This window comes from Microbacterium esteraromaticum (genome assembly GCF_016907315.1).
Lineage (GTDB): Bacteria > Actinomycetota > Actinomycetes > Actinomycetales > Microbacteriaceae > Microbacterium > Microbacterium esteraromaticum.
On the sequence record NZ_JAFBBS010000001.1, the window covers coordinates 994799 to 1011155 of the forward strand.

The following is a 16357-nucleotide window of genomic DNA, read 5'->3' on the forward strand; positions in this document are numbered from 1 at the left end:
GCCCGCCTGGCGGACCATCGAAGTGGGTGCATCAGCTCAGCGGGACTCCGAAGACGTAGTGCGCTCCGGTTCCGAAGAGCCAGTCGAGTCCGTAGACGAGACCCATGACGATCAGCACGAAGACGAACACCACGGTGGTGAACTTGGCGAGTTCCTTGCGGGTCGGCGTGACGACCTTGCGCAGTTCGCTGATCACCTGGCGGAAGAACAGGGCGATGCGTCCGAAGAAGCCGAGCTTGCTGTCGCGCAGGGCGTAGGTGCCCGAGGCGGCGATGTCGCCGCGAACGTCGTCCTGGTCCATGCACGTACCTTTCGTGAGTCAGCATGCGCTGACGCGCAGGGCGGACAGGAATCGAACCTGCAACCTGCGGTTTTGGAGACCGCTGCTCTGCCAATTGAGCTACCGCCCTAGAGACCGGATGGCCTCTGGGTCCGCCTCCCGCCGCCGCGCCCTGGGGCACGGTGAAGGATGCAGACAACTGCCCCTCAAGTGTACGGCATCCGGAACCGTCGGCCGAACCGGCACCGACGCCCGCGTGAGTCGCGCCGATTCGGGCAGACTGGAGCATGCCGGTCCTCACCGGATCGGAGCAGTGTCGAGAGGGGCGCAGTGGGCGCGGATGTGCAGCAGTTCCAGGTGGACCTTCGTGGAGTCGTCGACCTGCTGAGCAGGCACATCTACTCCGGCCCTCGCGTCTACCTCCGTGAGCTGCTGCAGAACGCACGCGATGCCATCGCCGCCCGCTCCGAGGTGGACGGCGGCGGCACGGGCATCCGGATCACGCCCCTCACCGACGACGGCGAGTTCGTGCTGCGCGACGACGGCGTCGGACTGACCGCCGACGAGGTCGCAGACCTGCTCGCGACCGTCGGCCGCAGCTCGAAGCGCGACATCTTCGATCTGCCCCGCAGCGACTACCTCGGCCAGTTCGGCATCGGACTGCTGAGCTGCTTCATGGTCTCGGATCGCATCGTCATCCGCTCGCGCAGCGCCCGCGGCGGCGCCGGAGTGGAGTGGACGGGCAGCTCGGACGGCACCTTCCAGGTGGCCGAGCCCGCCGACGAGCTGCCGATCGGCACCAGCGTGCATCTGACCCCCCGCTTCGAGCACGCCGACCTGCTGCGACCGGCGGCGGTCAGGCAGCTCGCGCAGGACTTCGGCGAGTTCCTGCCGGTGCGGGTCACCGTGAGCATGCCGGGCGGCGACGTCGACATCACCCGTCCCGCGCCGTTCCTCGGCGAGGGGGATGCAGATGCGGCCCTCGCCTACGGCCGCGACCTCATCGGCGCGACCCCGATGGACGTCATCGAGATCTCCGAGCCCGCCACCGGCACACGAGGGCTCGCCTACGTGCTGCCGTTCGCCCCACCCCCTAACCTGCGCCAGGCGACGCGCACCTACCTGGGCCGGATGCTGCTCGCCGAGCGCTCGACAGAGGTGCTGCCCGACTGGGCTTTCTTCGTTCGGGCGGTGGTCGACAGCACCGGCCTCTCCCCCACCGCCAGCCGCGAATCGCTCGTGGACGACACGGCTCTCGAGCACGTGCGCGAGCAGCTCGGCGCAGGCATCCGCCGCTGGGTGCTCGAGCTCGGACTCACCGCCCCGCATCTGCTCACCCAGTTCGTCGCCGTGCACGAGCTGGGCCTCAAGTCGCTCGTGCGGCACGACGAGGAGCTCTCCCGCTTCATCACGCGCTGGCTCACGGTGGAGACGACGCACGGCAGCATCCGGATCGGCGATCTCGTCGAGCGTCACCGGCACATCCGCTACGCCCGCACCGTCGACGAATTCCGGCAGGTGGCCGGGATCATCCCCGCCACCGAGGTGCTCGTGAACGGCGGCTACCTGTACGACGCCGATCTCATCGCCGACCTGCCTGCGCTGTATCCCGACGTCACGGTCGAGCAGATCGACGTCGCAGGCGAGCTCGACCGGCTCGACCCGCCTCCGCTCGACGACCGCGCTGCCGCGATCACGCTCGAGGCTCGCGCAGGCGAGGTGCTCGCGGCATCCGGGTGCGGCGTGATCGTGCGCACGATCGCCCGAGCGGATCTCACCGGACTGTACGTCGCCGACCCGCGCGTGCTGCGCGCGATCGACCGCGGGCGCACCAAGGGGATCACGGGTGGGCTGTGGGGCGGCGTGCTGTCGAAGGTCGACGACACGATCGGCAGCGCGGGCGACGATGACCTGCGGGCGCGACTGTGCCTGAACTGGTCGAATCGCGTGGTGCGCACGCTCTCGACCGTCGACGACGACGCTGTGTTCTCGCGCACGGTGCAGCTGCTGTACATCCAGGCTCTGCTCGCCGGCCACCATCCGCTCACCGATGCCGACCGCGGCCTGATGACGACGGCGCTGACCGATCTCGTCGCGCTGTCGGCGGGTGTGCGCGACGACTTCCCCTTCGCCGGGCACGATCTGCTCGACTCCCCCGACTCCGCCGCCCCTGACCGGCCCGATTCCCGCCCCGAGGAGCATTGATGACCGACCGGAGCCGTTTCCAGCAGCTGCTCGACGAGATCGACGCCACCCCCTGGGGCCCGCATGAGCAGGCGCTCACCGCCGAGGCCGTCGCCCTCGCGCAGGAGCTCGGCGACGAGCAGCTGGAGTACCAGGCCCGCATGCGCCAGACCGCGTCGGCGAACATGGGCGGGCTGACCGACGTCATGCTGAACTCGTTCGCCTGGTGCCTCGCGCGCCACGACGCCGATCCGCAGCGCTTCCCGCTCGACATCGACAACGGCGCCGCCGACCTGATGTGGCAGTTCAAGTGGATGGCGTCGACGCTGCGGGCGTCGCCCGCGTTCTCGAGCGAGCAGATCGCGGCCGTGCTCGACGACATGGAGGCGCACTACCGTCGCGCCGGTCTCGGTCTGAGCGGAGTGCTCACCGCCCGGTTCGAGGATGCCTGGGCCTCGGGCCGCATCGACGAGGCCGAAGCCCTGCGCGGACAGCTCGAGACCACTCCGCGAGACGACTACAGCCACTGCGACGCGTGCGGACGCAGTCAGGCGGCCGGGTTCTTCGCTGCCACCGACCGCGACGAGCAGGCGATCCACCTGGTGGAGGAGATGATCGAGGGCGGCTTCTCGTGCGGCGAGGAGCCGGAGCACGCGCTCTCGCGTGTGCTGCTGCCGTACCTGCGCACGGGGCGACTCGACGACGCGCGCGCGGCGCACCTGCGCAGCTACCGGCTCGCGAAGGACAACCCCGACAACCTCGGCATCATCGCGAACAGCATCGTGTTCGCCGCCGTGACCGGCAACGAGGCGAGGGCGCTGTCGATGGTCGAGCGGCACCTGCCCTGGCTCGCGCACGACCCGCTGAACGTCGACGGCCACTTCGCGATGCTCACGGCGATCGCCTTCGCACTCGATCGGATCGACGCCGTCGGCCACGGCGACGCCGCAGTCCGCGGCGCCGGCTCCGCGGACCTCGAGGCGTTCTTCGGCGCACGGGACGGCGCGTGGACGGCATCCGCCCTCGCCGCAGCGGCAGGCGAGGCCGCCGACCGGATCGGCGCCGAGTTCGACGCGCGTGACGGCTCGGACTGGCACGCGCAGCGGCGTGCGCGCGTGCAGGCACTCGCGAACGAGCGCTGGGAGGTGCCGATCCGCTCCGATGGCTTCGCCGTCGAGACGCCGGCTCCCGAACCGCCGGATGCCGACGGCTGGTTCGATCGGGCTGTCGCACTGGCGAGCTATGGGTCGGAGCGCGACGCCCTGGCCGCCGCGGCCCGTGTCGGTGAGCTGCCCGACGCCGATCGGCGCGCACGGCTGCTCGGACTGCGCATCGGCGCTCACGCGTCGCTGGAGGACTGGGACGCCGCCGAGGCGCTGCTGCCGGTGCGCGGCGAGGCGCTGCGCGAGGCAGGGCGCCCCGAGCAGGCCGACCTCGAGGCGCGGCGAGGGCTCGCTCTGTACGGACGCAGCGCGGTGGGCGATCATGCGGGGCTCGAGCAGGAATGGGCCGATGCCGCTCAGCTGCCGGCCTGGTCGCGCGGCGACGTCGCCCTGACTCTGGCCGCCCTGCGTCTGCGCGGCGACGATCCCGCCGGCGCCGCAGAGCTCACCGAGCACGCCGCCGCGTGCTTCGCCGAGGCGGACGACCCCCGGCTCGTCGCCGCCAGCGCCATGCTGCGCGCGATGGCGCACGTGGCGATGGGCGAGATCGACCAGGCCCATGAGCTGCTGGCGTCGCTGCTCGCCGACGATGACCTGAACGCCGGCCAGCGGGCCCGGCTTCTCGAGCTGCGCGCGCGACTGCACGGCGGGGCCGGACGTCTCGAGGACGGCGCGGCCGACGCCGACGCCGCCGCCGGCATCCTGACCCGGCTGGCGGCACCGGTCGCGCTGGCCGAGACGCAGATGCTCGCGGGAGCGCTGTGGGAAGACGCCGGACACCCCGACCAGGCCCTGTCCCGCTACCGCGCCGGGGTGCGGCTGATGCAGGAGCGCGACGTCGACGTCACCGGTGCGCAGTTCCGGCTCGGCAGGGCGATGCTGTCAGCCGGGCATGCCGGCGAGGCCGTCGAGCTGCTCGGCGACGTTCTTCAGCGCGAAGAGCAGAACGGGGCATCGGCCGCGTCACGGGCCATGACGGCAAGCGTGCTGGCGCGCGCCCTGGTGGCTGCAGAGGAGTACGGGCAGGCCATGGGCGCCTACGGCTATGCGGCGGAGCTGCACGCCGAGGCCGACGAGCCCGCAGAGCAGGCGATGGTGCTCACCGAGCAGGCCAAGATCCTGGCGCGGTTCGGCGAGCAGTCCGACGCGCAGGAGCTGCTCGAGCAGGCCGCCGAGCTCGTGCGCCCCACCGGGGCGGTCGGCGCGATCGTCGAGGTGCTGCACAATCTCGGTCAGGCTTACGGCGGCGCTCGTGACGAGCGGGCCTTCGCCCTGTTCGACGAGGTGCGCGCACTCGCCGTCGAGCACGAGGCCGAATGGCTGGTCGCCGACGTGACCGACTCGCGCGGGCGCGCGCTGATCGAGTTCGACCGCATCGACGAGGCGATCTCGGCGCTGCTGACCGCGGCGGACGGCTTCGCCGCGATCGGGGATGCCGCATCGGCGGGCGGCTCGGAACTGTTCGCCGCGCGCACGCTGACCGGCATCGACAGGCTCGATGACGCCGTTCCCCTGTACCGCAGCGTGCTCGACCGCTCGGCGGAGATCCCGCCGCTCAGGCAGGTCGCGGCCCTCGAGCTCGGCGACGTGCTCGAGAAGCTCGGCCGCGCGAGCGACGCTGCGGAGGTGCGCGGGCTGCTGGGCTGAGCTCCGGGCGGTCCGGCTCGGCATCCGGCTCGGGATCCGGCATCCGGCTCACCCAGCACAGGAGAACACGCGAGAACAGGATGGATCCCGCCGGAATCTCCTGTCCTGGCGTGTTCTCCTGTTCTCAATGAGCGGGTCGGATGCTCAGGACGGCTCGAACCGGGCATCCGGATGCCCGAGAGCAAGCGGATACGAGAACAGGCCGGATGCGAGGCATCCGGCCTGTTCTGGGACAGCCGATCAGGCCTTGCGGATCAGCTTCTTGTTGACGAACTCGTCGGCGGCCAGCAGACCCAGCTCGCGCGAGGTGCCGCTGCGCTTCACGCCGCCGAAGGGCAGCTCCGGGCTGTCGGCGAGGGCGATGTTCACGTAGACCATGCCCGCCTCGATGCGGTTCACGACGCGTTCTGCCTGCTCGGCATCGGTCGTGAAGACGTACGAGCCGAGACCGAAGGTCGTATCGTTGGCGAGCTCGACGGCGGCGTCCTCGTCGGCGACGCGGTACACGACGGCGGCCGGGCCGAAGAGCTCCTCGCGGTAGACGTCCATCTCCGGCGTCACGTCGGCGAGCACGGTCGGCGCGAAGAACGCGCCGTCGCGGGTGCCTCCGGTCAGCACGGTCGCACCCTGGGCGACGGCCGTGTCGACCTGCTCCTGCAGGCGCTCAGCGGCGGCCAGCGACGACAGCGGCCCGAGAACCGTGTCCTCGTCGGTCGGGTCCTCGGCCGAGACCGCGGCGAGAGCCGCGGTGAACTTGGAGGTGAACTCCTCGTACAGGTCGTCGACGACGACGAAGCGCTTCGCGCCGTTGCACGACTGGCCGTTGTTGTCGAGGCGTGCGTCGACGGCGAGCTGCACGACCGAATCCAGGTCGTCGGTCGAGAGCACGATGAACGGGTCGGATCCGCCGAGCTCGAGCGCGACCTTCTTGAGGTTGCGGCCGGCGACCTCGGCGACGGCGGCGCCGGCACGCTCGGAGCCGGTCACCGAGACGCCGTGCACGCGCGCGTCGGCGATGATCGTCGCCGCCTGCTCGTTGGTGGCGTAGACGTTGACGTACGCGCCGTCGGGCAGACCGGCGTCGCGGTAGATGGCCTCGATCGCTGCGGCCGACTCGGGGCACTGCGGGGCGTGCTTGAGGATGATCGTGTTGCCGATCGCGAGGTTCGGGGCGGCGAAGCGCGCGACCTGGTACGCCGGGAAGTTCCACGGCATGATGCCGAGCAGCGCGCCCAGCGGAGCACGGCGCACGACGGCGGTGCCCTCACCGAGGATCTGCAGCGGCTGGTCGGCCGTGATCACGTCGATGTTGTCGGCGTAGTACTCGATGATGTCAGCGGCGAACTCGACCTCGCCGACGGCGGCGGCGATCGGCTTGCCCATCTCGCGCACGATGATCGCACCGAGCTCGTCCTTGCGCTCACGGTGCAGCTCTGCGATGCGGCGGATGACCGCGGCGCGCTCGGCGGGAGCCGTGGCGCCCCAGGTCTTCGCAGCCGAGGCCGCGCGCGCGATGGCATCTTCGATCTGTGCGTCGGTGGCGGTCTCGTAGCTGGCGACGGTCTCGCCCGTGGCGGGATTGACGACGGCGTAGTCGGTCATGTCGGTTCCTCTCGTGAAGTGCGGATGCTGTGATGGGCTCCCTCGCAGCGCTCGGGAGCCCATCATCGTGGTCAGCTGTTGGGGATCAGCGTGTACTTGGTCGACAGGTACTCGTGGATGCCCTCGGCGCCGCCCTCGCGGCCGATGCCGGACTGCTTGACACCGCCGAAGGGAGCTGCGGCGTTCGAGACGACGCCCACGTTCAGACCCATCATGCCCGTCTCGAGCGCGTCGATCATGCGGTGACCGCGAGCGAGGTCCTCGGTGAAGACGTACGAGACCAGGCCGTACTCGGTGTCGTTCGCCAGGCGCACGGCCTCTGCCTCGTCGGCGAAGGTCGCGATGGCGAGCACCGGTCCGAAGATCTCCTCGCGCAGGATCGCGCTGCCGGCGACCACATCGGTCAGCACGGTCGGCTCGTAGAAGGTGCCGGTGCCCTCGACGGCCTTGCCGCCGGCGAGCACGCGAGCGCCGCGGTCGACGGCGTCGCCCACGAGCTCCTGCGCCTTGGCGACCGCATCCTCGTCGATCAGCGGGCCGATGGCCACGCCGTCTTCGGTGCCGCGGCCGATCTTCATCGCCTGCACGCGCTCGGCGACGCGACGGGCGAACTCGTCGGCGACGTCCTGGTGCACGATGAACCGGTTGGCCGCGGTGCAGGCCTGGCCGATGTTGCGGAACTTCGCGGCCATCGCGCCGTCGACCGCCTTGTCGAGGTCGGCGTCCTCGAAGACGACGAACGGGGCGTTGCCGCCCAGCTCCATCGACACCCGCAGGATTCCGTCGGCCGCCTGGGCGATGAGCTTGCGGCCCACCTCGGTCGAGCCGGTGAACGACAGCTTGCGCAGACGAGGGTCGGCGATGATCGGGCCGGACAGCGCGCCGGAGCGCGAGGTCTGCACGACGTTCACGACACCGGCGGGCAGGCCGGCCTCTTCCAGCAGCTTCGTGAAGAAGATGGTGGTGAGGGGCGTGAGTGCCGGGGGCTTGATGATGACGGTGCAGCCGGCTGCGAGCGCCGGGGCGATCTTGCGGGTCGCCATCGCGAACGGGAAGTTCCACGGGGTGACGAAGAACGACGGGCCCACCGGGCGCTGCGACACGACCATCTGGCCGGTGCCCTCGGGGTTGCTGCCGTAGCGGCCGCTGATGCGCACGGCCTCCTCGCTGAACCAGCGAAGGAACTCGCCGCCGTAGACGACCTCTCCGCGGGCCTCGGCGAGCGGCTTGCCCATCTCGAGGGTCATCAGCAGGGCGAGGTCCTCCTTGTGCTGCTGCACGAGGTCAAAGGCGCGGCGGAGGATGTCGCTGCGGGTGCGCGGGGCGGTCGCCGCCCAGGCATCCTGCGCGGCGACGGCGGCGTCGAGCGCCCGGATGCCGTCAGCCGGCGTCGCATCGGCGATCGACGCGATCACCTCGTTGGTGGCGGGGTCGCGCACGTCGAAGGTGCGCCCCTCTTCGGCATCCGTCCACTGGCCGCCGATGAAGAGTCCGCCGGGGACGCGGGAGAGGAGCTCCTGCTCGTTCGATGCGAGTGTCATGTTCGTCTCGATTCTGTCGGTATGTGGGTCGGTCAACCGCGGCGGGTGCTGGGCGGGGCGTCCACACCCAGCGTCTCACCGCGGAAGAAGGCGGGGGCGAAGATCCGCTGCACCATCATGAGCACTGCTCCGAAGACGAGCAGGCCGACGCCGATGAAGAACACGATGCCGATGCCGCCCTCCCCGTTCGCGTCGGCGCCGATGGCGATGGATCCGTAGTCGGGCGCGAGGCTGTCGACCGCCGTGATCACGAAGAGCACGAGCAGGATGACGCCGCCGACGAGGGGGCTGGCGAACTTGAAGAAGAAGTCCTTGCCGGAGTCGAACCACTGACGGCGGAAGTACCAGACGCACGAGAGCGCGGTGATGCCGTAGTAGAAGCAGATCATCATGCCCAGCGCGAGGATCGTGTCCCACAGCGCGTCTTCGCTGAGGAAGCGCATGACGGCGTAGAACCCGCCGGCGACCACGGCGGAGGCGATGGTCGCATAGCCCGGCGTGAAGAAGCGCGGGCTGACCCCGGCGAACTTGCGCGGCATGGCACCGTAGTGGCCCATCGCCAGCAGGGTGCGTGCCGGTGAGATGAAGGTCGACTGCAGCGACGACGCCGAGGAGGTCAGCACGGCGAGCGAGAGCAGGAAGGCGAGGCCGCCCATCACCGGGCCCGAGAGCGCGAAGAAGACGTTGCCGCCGATGTCCTCGTTGGTGAGTCCGAGGCCCTTGTCGCCGATGCCGGAGTACATGAGGCTGCTGACGGTGAGCAGCAGGTAGATCGCGATGATCGAGACGACCGTGAGCATGGCGGCGCGGCCGGGCGTGCGCTCGGGGTCCTTCGCCTCCTCGTTCATGGTGAGGGTGACATCCCAGCCCCAGAACATGAACACCGAGGCCGACAGGCCCATGACGATCATCGACAGACCGCCCTGGATCTCGAAGGGGTTGAACCAGGCGAACTCGGGCAGGTTCGCCTCGAAGGCGCCACCCTGCACGGTCTCGACGATCGCCATGACGGAGAACAGCACGAGGATGGCGAGCTGGAACGCCACGAGGCCGTACTGCAGCTTCTGCGAGGTCGACACGTCGCGGTACGAGACCCATGCGGCGAGAGCGACGAAGATCAGGCACACCGCGACGTTGACGAACGGGTTGCGGGTGATGCCGGCGATGGTCTCGTCGCCCGAGATCTGCGCGATCAGGAGGAAGAGGAAGTCCACCGCGATGCCGGCGAGGTTGGAGAGCACCAGGATGGTGGCGACGATCAGGCCCCAGCCGGCCATCCAGCCGACGTAAGGGCCGAACGCTCGCGTGGCCCAGGTGAAGCTCGTGCCCGAGTCGGGCATGGCCTTGTTGAGCTCGCGGTAGCCGAACGCGACGAGCAGCATCGGGATGAACCCGAGCAGCAGAATCGCCGGCACCTGGAAGCCGACGGCGCCGACGGCGCCGCCGATGCCCGCGGTGTAGGTGTAGGCGGGGGCAATGCACGAGATGCCCATCACCAGGGCGCCGAGGACGCCGACGGTGCCCACGCTGAGGCCCTTGCGTGAGATGCCGGTCGTCACTCCGGCTTCGGGCGTCGTTGCCCGGTCGATGCTGGACATCAGTTGTCTCCTGCTTCAGCGCGAGTGCGCGGTACGACGATCATCGGGACGGGGAGTTCGTGCAGCATCTTCGCGGCCGTCGACCCGAGGAAGAGGCGGCGAGGCTGGGCCAGGCGGCTCGAACCGACGAGGACGACCTCACCCGGATGCCAGCGCAGGTGCGCCACGGCGTCTTCGACGCTGTCCCCGGCGGCGCGCTCGACCTCGGCCGAGACGCCATCGGGAAGCGCGGCGCGCACCTGGGCCAACACGTCGTCGCCGTGCGCGTTCTGCACCAGGCTGATCGCCCCGGTATCGAGACCCGCGGGCACGTCGAACGGCACGAGCGACACGAGACGGAGGGTTCCGCGGGCTGCGGCTGCCAGGCGCACGGCGGCGTCGAGCAGCACGTCGGCCCCCGCACGGGTGCCGACGGCCGCGGTGACGCGCGGGATCGGCGCATCGGCGTCGGCGTTGCGACGCGATCCGGCCGGCGCGAGCGCGACGGGGATCGGTGACGAGTGCACGAGCTCGGATGCCACGGAGCCGAGGCGGTGACGCCCGAGCGTGCTTCCGTTCGCGGCGCCGACCACGAGCAGACGGGCGTCGAACTCCTCGCCGGCGGCGATGATGCCCTCGGCGAACGACTCGTTGAAGCGGACGTGCCCCAGGCTGCGGACGTCGGACGGAACCTCGGCGATGGCGGCGCGCAGCCACTCCTCGGCCTGGCCGCGCACGTGGTCCTCGAAGGCGCGCTCGGGCGGCACCACCGAGGCGCTGCGCGTGCCAGCAGGCGGCAGGACGATCACCAGGTCGAGGTGCGCGTCGATGCTGCGGGCCAGGCGGATGCCGAGCGCCAGGGCGTCAGCCCCGGCATCCGTCGCCGTGTAGCCGACGACGATCGAACCGGTCATGCGCCGGCGCCCTCGGCGCCGACCTTCTCGACGATCTGCGAGGCGGCGAGGCGGCCCATGCGGATCGCGCCGTCGACGTGCTGGTAGCCGGCGCCTGCCATGTCGCTGCACGCGAAGTGGATCGGGCCGACGGCGGCGCGCAGGTCGGCGCCGTAGCGGTGCAGACCGCCCATGTCGAAGCTCGCCGCGTATGCGCCGCGGGTCCACTCCTCGGTGCCCCAGTCGCTCTCGTAGTAGACAACCGGGTTCTTCGCCTCGGGGCCGTAGTAGTGCGACAGCGACTCGAGGATGCGCTCCTTGCGCTCCTCGGCGCTCAGCGTGAAGAGGTCGTCGGCGTTCTGGTCGCTGACGAAGCCGACGAGGGTGCCTCGTTCGTCGCCGTGGTTGGTGTTGTCGTAGGCCTCGTGCGAGAGCTCGTACGGGCTGAACGCGGTGCCGCTGAGGCCCTGCTCACGCCAGAACGGGCGGTCGTACACGGCGTGCACCTTGATGACGAAGCCCATCGAGAGGTGCTGGTGCAGCTGGTGCTGACGGCGCGGCAGCGGGGGCACGAACGAGATGCGGTTGTAGAGCACGGGCGCGTGCGCGAGGATCGCGTGCTTCGCGTGCACGGTGACGCCGTCCGCGTGCGCGACGACCCCCTCGTCCGACCACTCGAGGGTGCGCACCGGCTGGCCGAGCATGACGTCGTCGCCGAGGCGCTCGGCGAGCAGCAGGGGCACCTGCTGGAGTCCGCCGACGACGCGCTTGTCGAGGATGAAGTCGGCGTCGACGAGGTTCGAGTACGAGCCGGCCGATGCCGCCATGAGCAGCGACTGCAGCAGCGAGAACGCGTGCGTCGGCTTGGTGAGCATCGCGGAACCGGTGGCGAACGCCAGGTTGCGCACGGCCTCGTCATCGTCGGTCTGCTGGCGCAGCCAGGCATCCCAGGTGACCGAGTCCCACTCGGCCGCGTTCGGGTGCTCCCACGGACGGTCGGGGTCGATCTCGGCGACCATGGCGTCGAGACGCTCGGTGATCTCGGCGATCGTCGCCTCGGTCTCGGCCGACACGGGGAACATCTCGCCGGTGAAGCGGTGCAGGGTGCCGTCGGGGCCGACGTAGACGCTGTCGCCGTCGCGGTAGCGGTCGTAGGTCTCGAGGCCGAGTTCGGCGAGCGTGTCCTTCAGGGCGTCCTGATCGGGCGAGACCCACTGGCCGCCCAGCTCGAGCATGGCACCGTCGACGGTGTCGGTCCACAGACGCCCGCCGACGCGGTCCCGCGCCTCGAGCACGACGACCGACAGACCGGCCTTGCGCAGCTCGTTCGCTGCGGTGGTGCCGGCGGCTCCGGCGCCGACGATGACGACGTCGCGAGTGATCTCGTGCTGTGCCATGGGTGATCTCCTTCGATGCAAGATGTTCAAGTGAATGTGCCGGCCGCGATCCCTGATCCCCCGACCAGGATCGCGGCCGGCCGTCTCAGGCGCGCTCGAGCGCGGCGGCGAGGACGTCGATGCCCTCGTTCAGCAGGTCGTCGCCGATCGACAGCGGCGGCAGGAAGCGGATGACGTTGCCGAACGTTCCGCAGGTGAGGATGATGACGCCCTCGGCCACGCAGGCCTTGGCGACGGCGCTGGTGAGCGCGGCGTCAGGGGCGCCGGTCTCGGCGTCGACGAACTCGACAGCGATCATGGCGCCGTGCCCGCGGATGTCGCCCAGGCGCGGGTCGTTCTCGCGGATCGCGCCGAGGCGCTCGGTGAGCAGTGCGCCGATCTGCTGTGCGCGCTCGATGAGGCCGTCGTTCTCGAAGGCGTCGATCGCAGCGAGCGCTGCTGCGCAGGCGATCGGGTTGCCGCCGTAGGTGCCGCCGAGGCCGCCGGCGTGAGCGGCGTCCATGATCTCGGCACGCCCGGTGACGCCCGCGAGCGGGAGGCCGGCGGCGATGCCCTTGGCGGTGGTGATCAGGTCGGGCTCGATGCCGAAGATCTCGCTCGCGAACATCGAGCCGGTGCGGGCGAAGCCGGTCTGCACCTCGTCGGCGATGAACACGACGCCGTTGTCGCGGCACCAGGCCACGACGGCGTCGAGGAAGCCATCGGCGGGGACGATGAAGCCGCCCTCGCCCTGGATGGGCTCGATGATGACGGCTGCCAGGCTGTCGGCGCCGATCTGCTTCTCGATGAGCGTGATGGCGCGCGTGGCCGCCTCGGCGCCGGTGAGGCCGTCGCGGTACGGGTACGAGCCGGGCACCCGGTAGACCTCGGGGGCGAACGGGCCGAAGCCGGCCTTGTAGGGCATCGACTTGGCGGTGAGCGCCATGGTGAGGTTGGTGCGGCCGTGGTAGCCGTGGTCGAACGCGACGACGGCTTGGCGGCCGGTGTGCTTGCGGGCGATCTTGATGGCGTTCTCGACGGCCTCGGCGCCCGAGTTGAACAGGGCGGTCTTCTTGGCGAAGTCGCCGGGGGTGAGGCGGTTGAGGGCCTCGGCGACGTCGACGTACGACTCGTACGGCGAAACCATGAAGCAGGTGTGGGTGAACTGCGCGGCCTGCGCGGCGACGGCAGCGGCGACCTTCGGGTGCGCGTTGCCGACGCTGGTCACGGCGATGCCGGAGCCGAGGTCGATGAGCGAGTTGCCGTCTGCGTCGAGGACGACGCCGCCGCCGGCGGCGACGACGGAGACGGGCATGGAGTGCGCGACTCCTGCGGCCACCGCCTCGGCCTTGCGGGCGAGGATCGCGGCGGAGCGCGGGCCGGGCAGCTCTGTGACGATGCGACGGACCTGCTCGAGGGTGGGTCCGCCTGCGGGAATCGTGGAGGTCTCGTCGATGAGGGTCATGAGGCGAGGTTACGACTGTCGGAAGACCGGATGCATTCGCCGCGGCGTACACTTCTGATGGACACTTCGCCATTCTGTACAAACCCGGGAAAGGGGTCGTCGTGGACATCGCCGCCCCGCCCACGCTGCGCACCCTGCTCGGGCACGCCGAGCTGCGTCTCTCGCTTGTCTCGGAGCAGGCATCGCTGCCGGACGGGGCGCTCGACGTACCGGTGCGCTGGGTCCACAGCTCCGACCTCGTCGACCCGACCCCGTTCCTCGCCGATGACCTCGCCCTGCTGACGACGGGTAGCCAGTTCGCCGATAGCGACGGACCCGGCGCCGCCTCTTACGTCGAGCGTCTCGTGCACCGCGGCGTCCTGGCACTCGGATTCGGCTCCGGGGTGCACCGCGTCGGCCCGTCCGACGAGCTCGTCACGGCGTGCGCCGAGGCCGGGCTCGCCCTGTTCGAGGTGCCCTACGACATCCCCTTCCTCGCGATCGCCCGCGCCCACGCCGAGGCGATGGCCGCGCACGCCTATGCCCGCCGCACCTGGGCGCTCGAGGTGCAGCGCGCGCTGGCCGTGGCCGCCCTGCGCCCGCGCGGTCTCGAGGCGACCCTGACCGAGCTCGCGCGCCGTCTCGACTGCTGGGTCGGGCTCTTCGACTCGAGCGGAGCGATCGCGCAGGAGCATCCGGTCGCGCTCGACCGCGGTGCCGACGCCGTCGCGGATGCCGTGGCGGAGCTGCTCGCCAGGGGGACGACTGCGAGTCGCACGCTCTCTGCCGGCGAGCGCACCGTCACGCTGCTCACCTTCGGCCGCACCGGTCAGCTGAAGGGCGTGATCGGCGTCGACCTCAGCCCGATCGACGCTGAGGCGCGTGCGGTCATCACCACCGCGATCGCCATGGCCGGCCTGTCGCTCGAGCAGAGCGAGCAGCTCGCCCGTGGACGACGGCGCATGCACACTCAGCTGCTCGCCTCGCTGCGCGACGACGATCCGACCCTCGCGCGCCGCACGCTCGGCGCGCTCCCGCCTGCGCCGATGCTCGTCGCGACGGCCGATGCTGCTCCCGTCGACGCCGTGGTCGGCTGGTTCGAACGGCAGCGGGCGGTGGGCGGCACGGTGTCGTTCGTGGCGGAGGATGCCGACGGGCTGACGATCTGCCTCGGCGCGTCGTCTAGGGGCCTCCTCGACCAGGTCGCCGAGCGCTTCGGCATCCGGATCGGCGTCTCGGAGCCGTCCGAGTACGGCGAGTTCTCGCATGCCCACGCACAGGCGATGACGGCGCTGCAGCGTTCAGGCGGCGACGGCGTGATCGACTACCACGACGTGGAGTCCGGCGGCGTGCTCGACGCGCTTGTCTCGGGAGAGACCCGCACCCTCGCGCGTACGCGCCTCGCCCCGCTGCGCACGCACGACGCGACGGCCGGCGCTGAGCTCGAGCGCACCCTGCGGGTCTGGCTCGAGCACGATGCGCATGCCGAGCAGACGGCTGCGGCACTGGGCATCCATCGGCACACGCTGCGCACCCGCCTCGCGCAGGCGGCGGGACTGCTCAGTGCCGACCTCACCTCGTTCCCGGCACGCGCCGAGCTCTGGGCGACCCTGCGCGCAGCCGGCTGATGCCCGCGCGCTGAGGGGTCGGCGTACGCTCCGCGCGGAGATGTGCGCCTGCCGCGGACCGATCACAAGCATCCGTCCGCGCGAAGCGCACATTCCCGCGCCAGGCGCGCGCGGGGTCCGACGCGATCAGTGCCGGGGTGCCTCCGCTGCCGCGCGTCCGCGGGCGATCAGCATGCGCACGCAGCCCCAGGCCATCGCGGCGACACCCAGCACGACGAGCACCACACCCGCGAGCCACATGGCCTCGTCCCAGGGCACGTAGCCGTACGATACCGCGTTCAGGAACCGCGCCAGACCCTCGGGGAATTCGATGATGCTGCCGCCGTCTCCGAACGCCCACAGCCCGATGCCCAGCGTCGTCGCTCCGAGCCCGACGAACACGAACGCGGTCGCGGCATCACGCCGCCCCGGTTCGACCTTCTCGAGGTGCGACCCCTCGGCCGCGATGCGCGGAGCGCGAAGCGACAGCACGGGCATCACGATGATGAGCATGACCGCGAGAGGCGCGCACATGCCCACCACGTATCCGGCCCCCGGCACGAGGGCGAGCTGGGCGCCGATGCCCTCGCTCCACCAGTAGTGGAAGCCGTCGTTCGCCGACGTGGCGTCGTCGATGGTCTGCCGCACGCCGGGGGATGCGACGGCGATCGCCTGCACGATCCCGACCGGGACGGCCACGAACACCGGGGCGACGAAGCATGCGGTCATGAGCCGCAGCAGTACGGTGGCGACCTGCGATAGCGGCTTCCAGGCCATCTCGAGCATGCACCAGCCGGCGTACACGGCGGGAGCCGCAATCGACAGCGTGCCCCAGGGCCGGTCGCCGCCGGCATCCGCCAGCGTGTCGAACACGCCCCAGACTCCGGCCACGATCGCGGCGATCAGCACCACGAGGTTCGCGCCGCTGAGCATCGCCCGCAGGTCGCTGCGGAACGGATGCGGATCGTCGATCGGCTCCGCAACAGGTGCGCTGCGCTCGTCCATGCGCCTCCTCCCCGACGTCACGCCGCTCACACTACCGG

General features: G+C 70.7%; 11 protein-coding genes and 1 tRNA gene. 3 read left to right on the forward strand and 9 right to left on the reverse strand.

What is annotated here, in order from left to right; all coding sequences use genetic code 11:
• Positions 1-31: 31 nt before the first annotated feature.
• A complete protein-coding gene (gene secE / locus JOE67_RS04930; protein WP_204974413.1) occupies positions 32-301 on the reverse strand; it encodes a preprotein translocase subunit SecE in 270 nt (89 codons plus the stop codon).
• Between the two features lie 36 nt (positions 302-337).
• Positions 338-410, reverse strand: a tRNA-Trp gene (locus JOE67_RS04935).
• Between the two features lie 227 nt (positions 411-637).
• Between JOE67_RS04935 and JOE67_RS04940 the strand changes: the two genes are divergently transcribed.
• Complete coding sequence (locus JOE67_RS04940) at positions 638-2485, forward strand: HSP90 family protein (RefSeq protein ID WP_338041499.1); 1848 nt, start codon at positions 638-640, stop codon at positions 2483-2485.
• Positions 2485-5274, forward strand: a complete 2790-nt coding sequence (locus JOE67_RS04945) for a hypothetical protein (RefSeq protein WP_204974415.1) — start codon at positions 2485-2487, stop codon at positions 5272-5274. Before JOE67_RS04940 ends, JOE67_RS04945 begins: the two co-directional genes overlap by 1 nt.
• A gap of 240 nt (positions 5275-5514) precedes the next feature.
• Here JOE67_RS04945 and JOE67_RS04950 read toward each other — a convergent pair whose 3' ends face one another.
• The 6 genes from JOE67_RS04950 to gabT all read right to left on the reverse strand — a co-directional run bounded on the left by JOE67_RS04950 (position 5515) and on the right by gabT (position 13728).
• Complete coding sequence (locus JOE67_RS04950) at positions 5515-6876, reverse strand: NAD-dependent succinate-semialdehyde dehydrogenase (RefSeq protein WP_204974416.1); 1362 nt, start codon at positions 6874-6876, stop codon at positions 5515-5517.
• 71 nt (positions 6877-6947) lie between these two features.
• Positions 6948-8417, reverse strand: coding sequence for an NAD-dependent succinate-semialdehyde dehydrogenase (locus tag JOE67_RS04955; RefSeq protein WP_204974417.1), 1470 nt, complete (start codon positions 8415-8417; stop codon positions 6948-6950).
• A 32-nt stretch (positions 8418-8449) separates the two neighbouring features.
• Positions 8450-10015 (reverse strand): APC family permease, encoded by a 1566-nt coding sequence (locus tag JOE67_RS04960; RefSeq protein WP_204974418.1) that lies wholly within the window; start codon positions 10013-10015, stop codon positions 8450-8452.
• Entirely contained in the window at positions 10015-10908 is an 894-nt protein-coding gene (locus tag JOE67_RS04965; protein WP_204974419.1) for a universal stress protein, read from the reverse strand. Before JOE67_RS04965 ends, JOE67_RS04960 begins: the two co-directional genes overlap by 1 nt.
• Positions 10905-12284, reverse strand: coding sequence for a flavin monoamine oxidase family protein (locus JOE67_RS04970; RefSeq protein ID WP_204974420.1), 1380 nt, complete (start codon positions 12282-12284; stop codon positions 10905-10907). The genes JOE67_RS04965 and JOE67_RS04970 overlap by 4 nt, the downstream gene beginning before the upstream one ends.
• Positions 12285-12369: 85 nt before the next feature.
• Positions 12370-13728, reverse strand: a complete 1359-nt coding sequence (gabT, locus tag JOE67_RS04975; RefSeq protein ID WP_204974421.1) for a 4-aminobutyrate--2-oxoglutarate transaminase — start codon at positions 13726-13728, stop codon at positions 12370-12372.
• A 101-nt stretch (positions 13729-13829) separates the two neighbouring features.
• On the opposite strand from gabT, the gene JOE67_RS04980 reads away from it, so the two are divergent.
• Entirely contained in the window at positions 13830-15335 is a 1506-nt protein-coding gene (locus JOE67_RS04980; protein WP_204974422.1) for a PucR family transcriptional regulator ligand-binding domain-containing protein, read from the forward strand.
• A gap of 126 nt (positions 15336-15461) precedes the next feature.
• Here the strand turns inward: JOE67_RS04980 and JOE67_RS04985 are convergent, their stop codons facing one another.
• Entirely contained in the window at positions 15462-16319 is an 858-nt protein-coding gene (locus JOE67_RS04985) for a hypothetical protein (RefSeq protein WP_204974423.1), read from the reverse strand.
• Positions 16320-16357 lie beyond the last annotated feature (38 nt).

Excerpts from the sequence above, each read along its gene's own strand:
- secE (WP_204974413.1), bottom strand. The coding sequence starts at position 301 with ATGGACCAGGACGACGTTCGCGGCGACATCGCCGCCTCGGGCACCTAC.
- JOE67_RS04945 (WP_204974415.1), top strand. The coding sequence starts at position 2,485 with ATGACCGACCGGAGCCGTTTCCAGCAGCTGCTCGACGAGATCGACGCC.
- JOE67_RS04950 (WP_204974416.1), bottom strand. The coding sequence starts at position 6,876 with ATGACCGACTACGCCGTCGTCAATCCCGCCACGGGCGAGACCGTCGCC.
- JOE67_RS04955 (WP_204974417.1), bottom strand. The coding sequence starts at position 8,417 with ATGACACTCGCATCGAACGAGCAGGAGCTCCTCTCCCGCGTCCCCGGC.
- JOE67_RS04960 (WP_204974418.1), bottom strand. The coding sequence starts at position 10,015 with ATGTCCAGCATCGACCGGGCAACGACGCCCGAAGCCGGAGTGACGACC.
- JOE67_RS04965 (WP_204974419.1), bottom strand. The coding sequence starts at position 10,908 with ATGACCGGTTCGATCGTCGTCGGCTACACGGCGACGGATGCCGGGGCT.
- JOE67_RS04970 (WP_204974420.1), bottom strand. The coding sequence starts at position 12,284 with ATGGCACAGCACGAGATCACTCGCGACGTCGTCATCGTCGGCGCCGGA.
- gabT (WP_204974421.1), bottom strand. The coding sequence starts at position 13,728 with ATGACCCTCATCGACGAGACCTCCACGATTCCCGCAGGCGGACCCACC.
- JOE67_RS04985 (WP_204974423.1), bottom strand. The coding sequence starts at position 16,319 with ATGGACGAGCGCAGCGCACCTGTTGCGGAGCCGATCGACGATCCGCAT.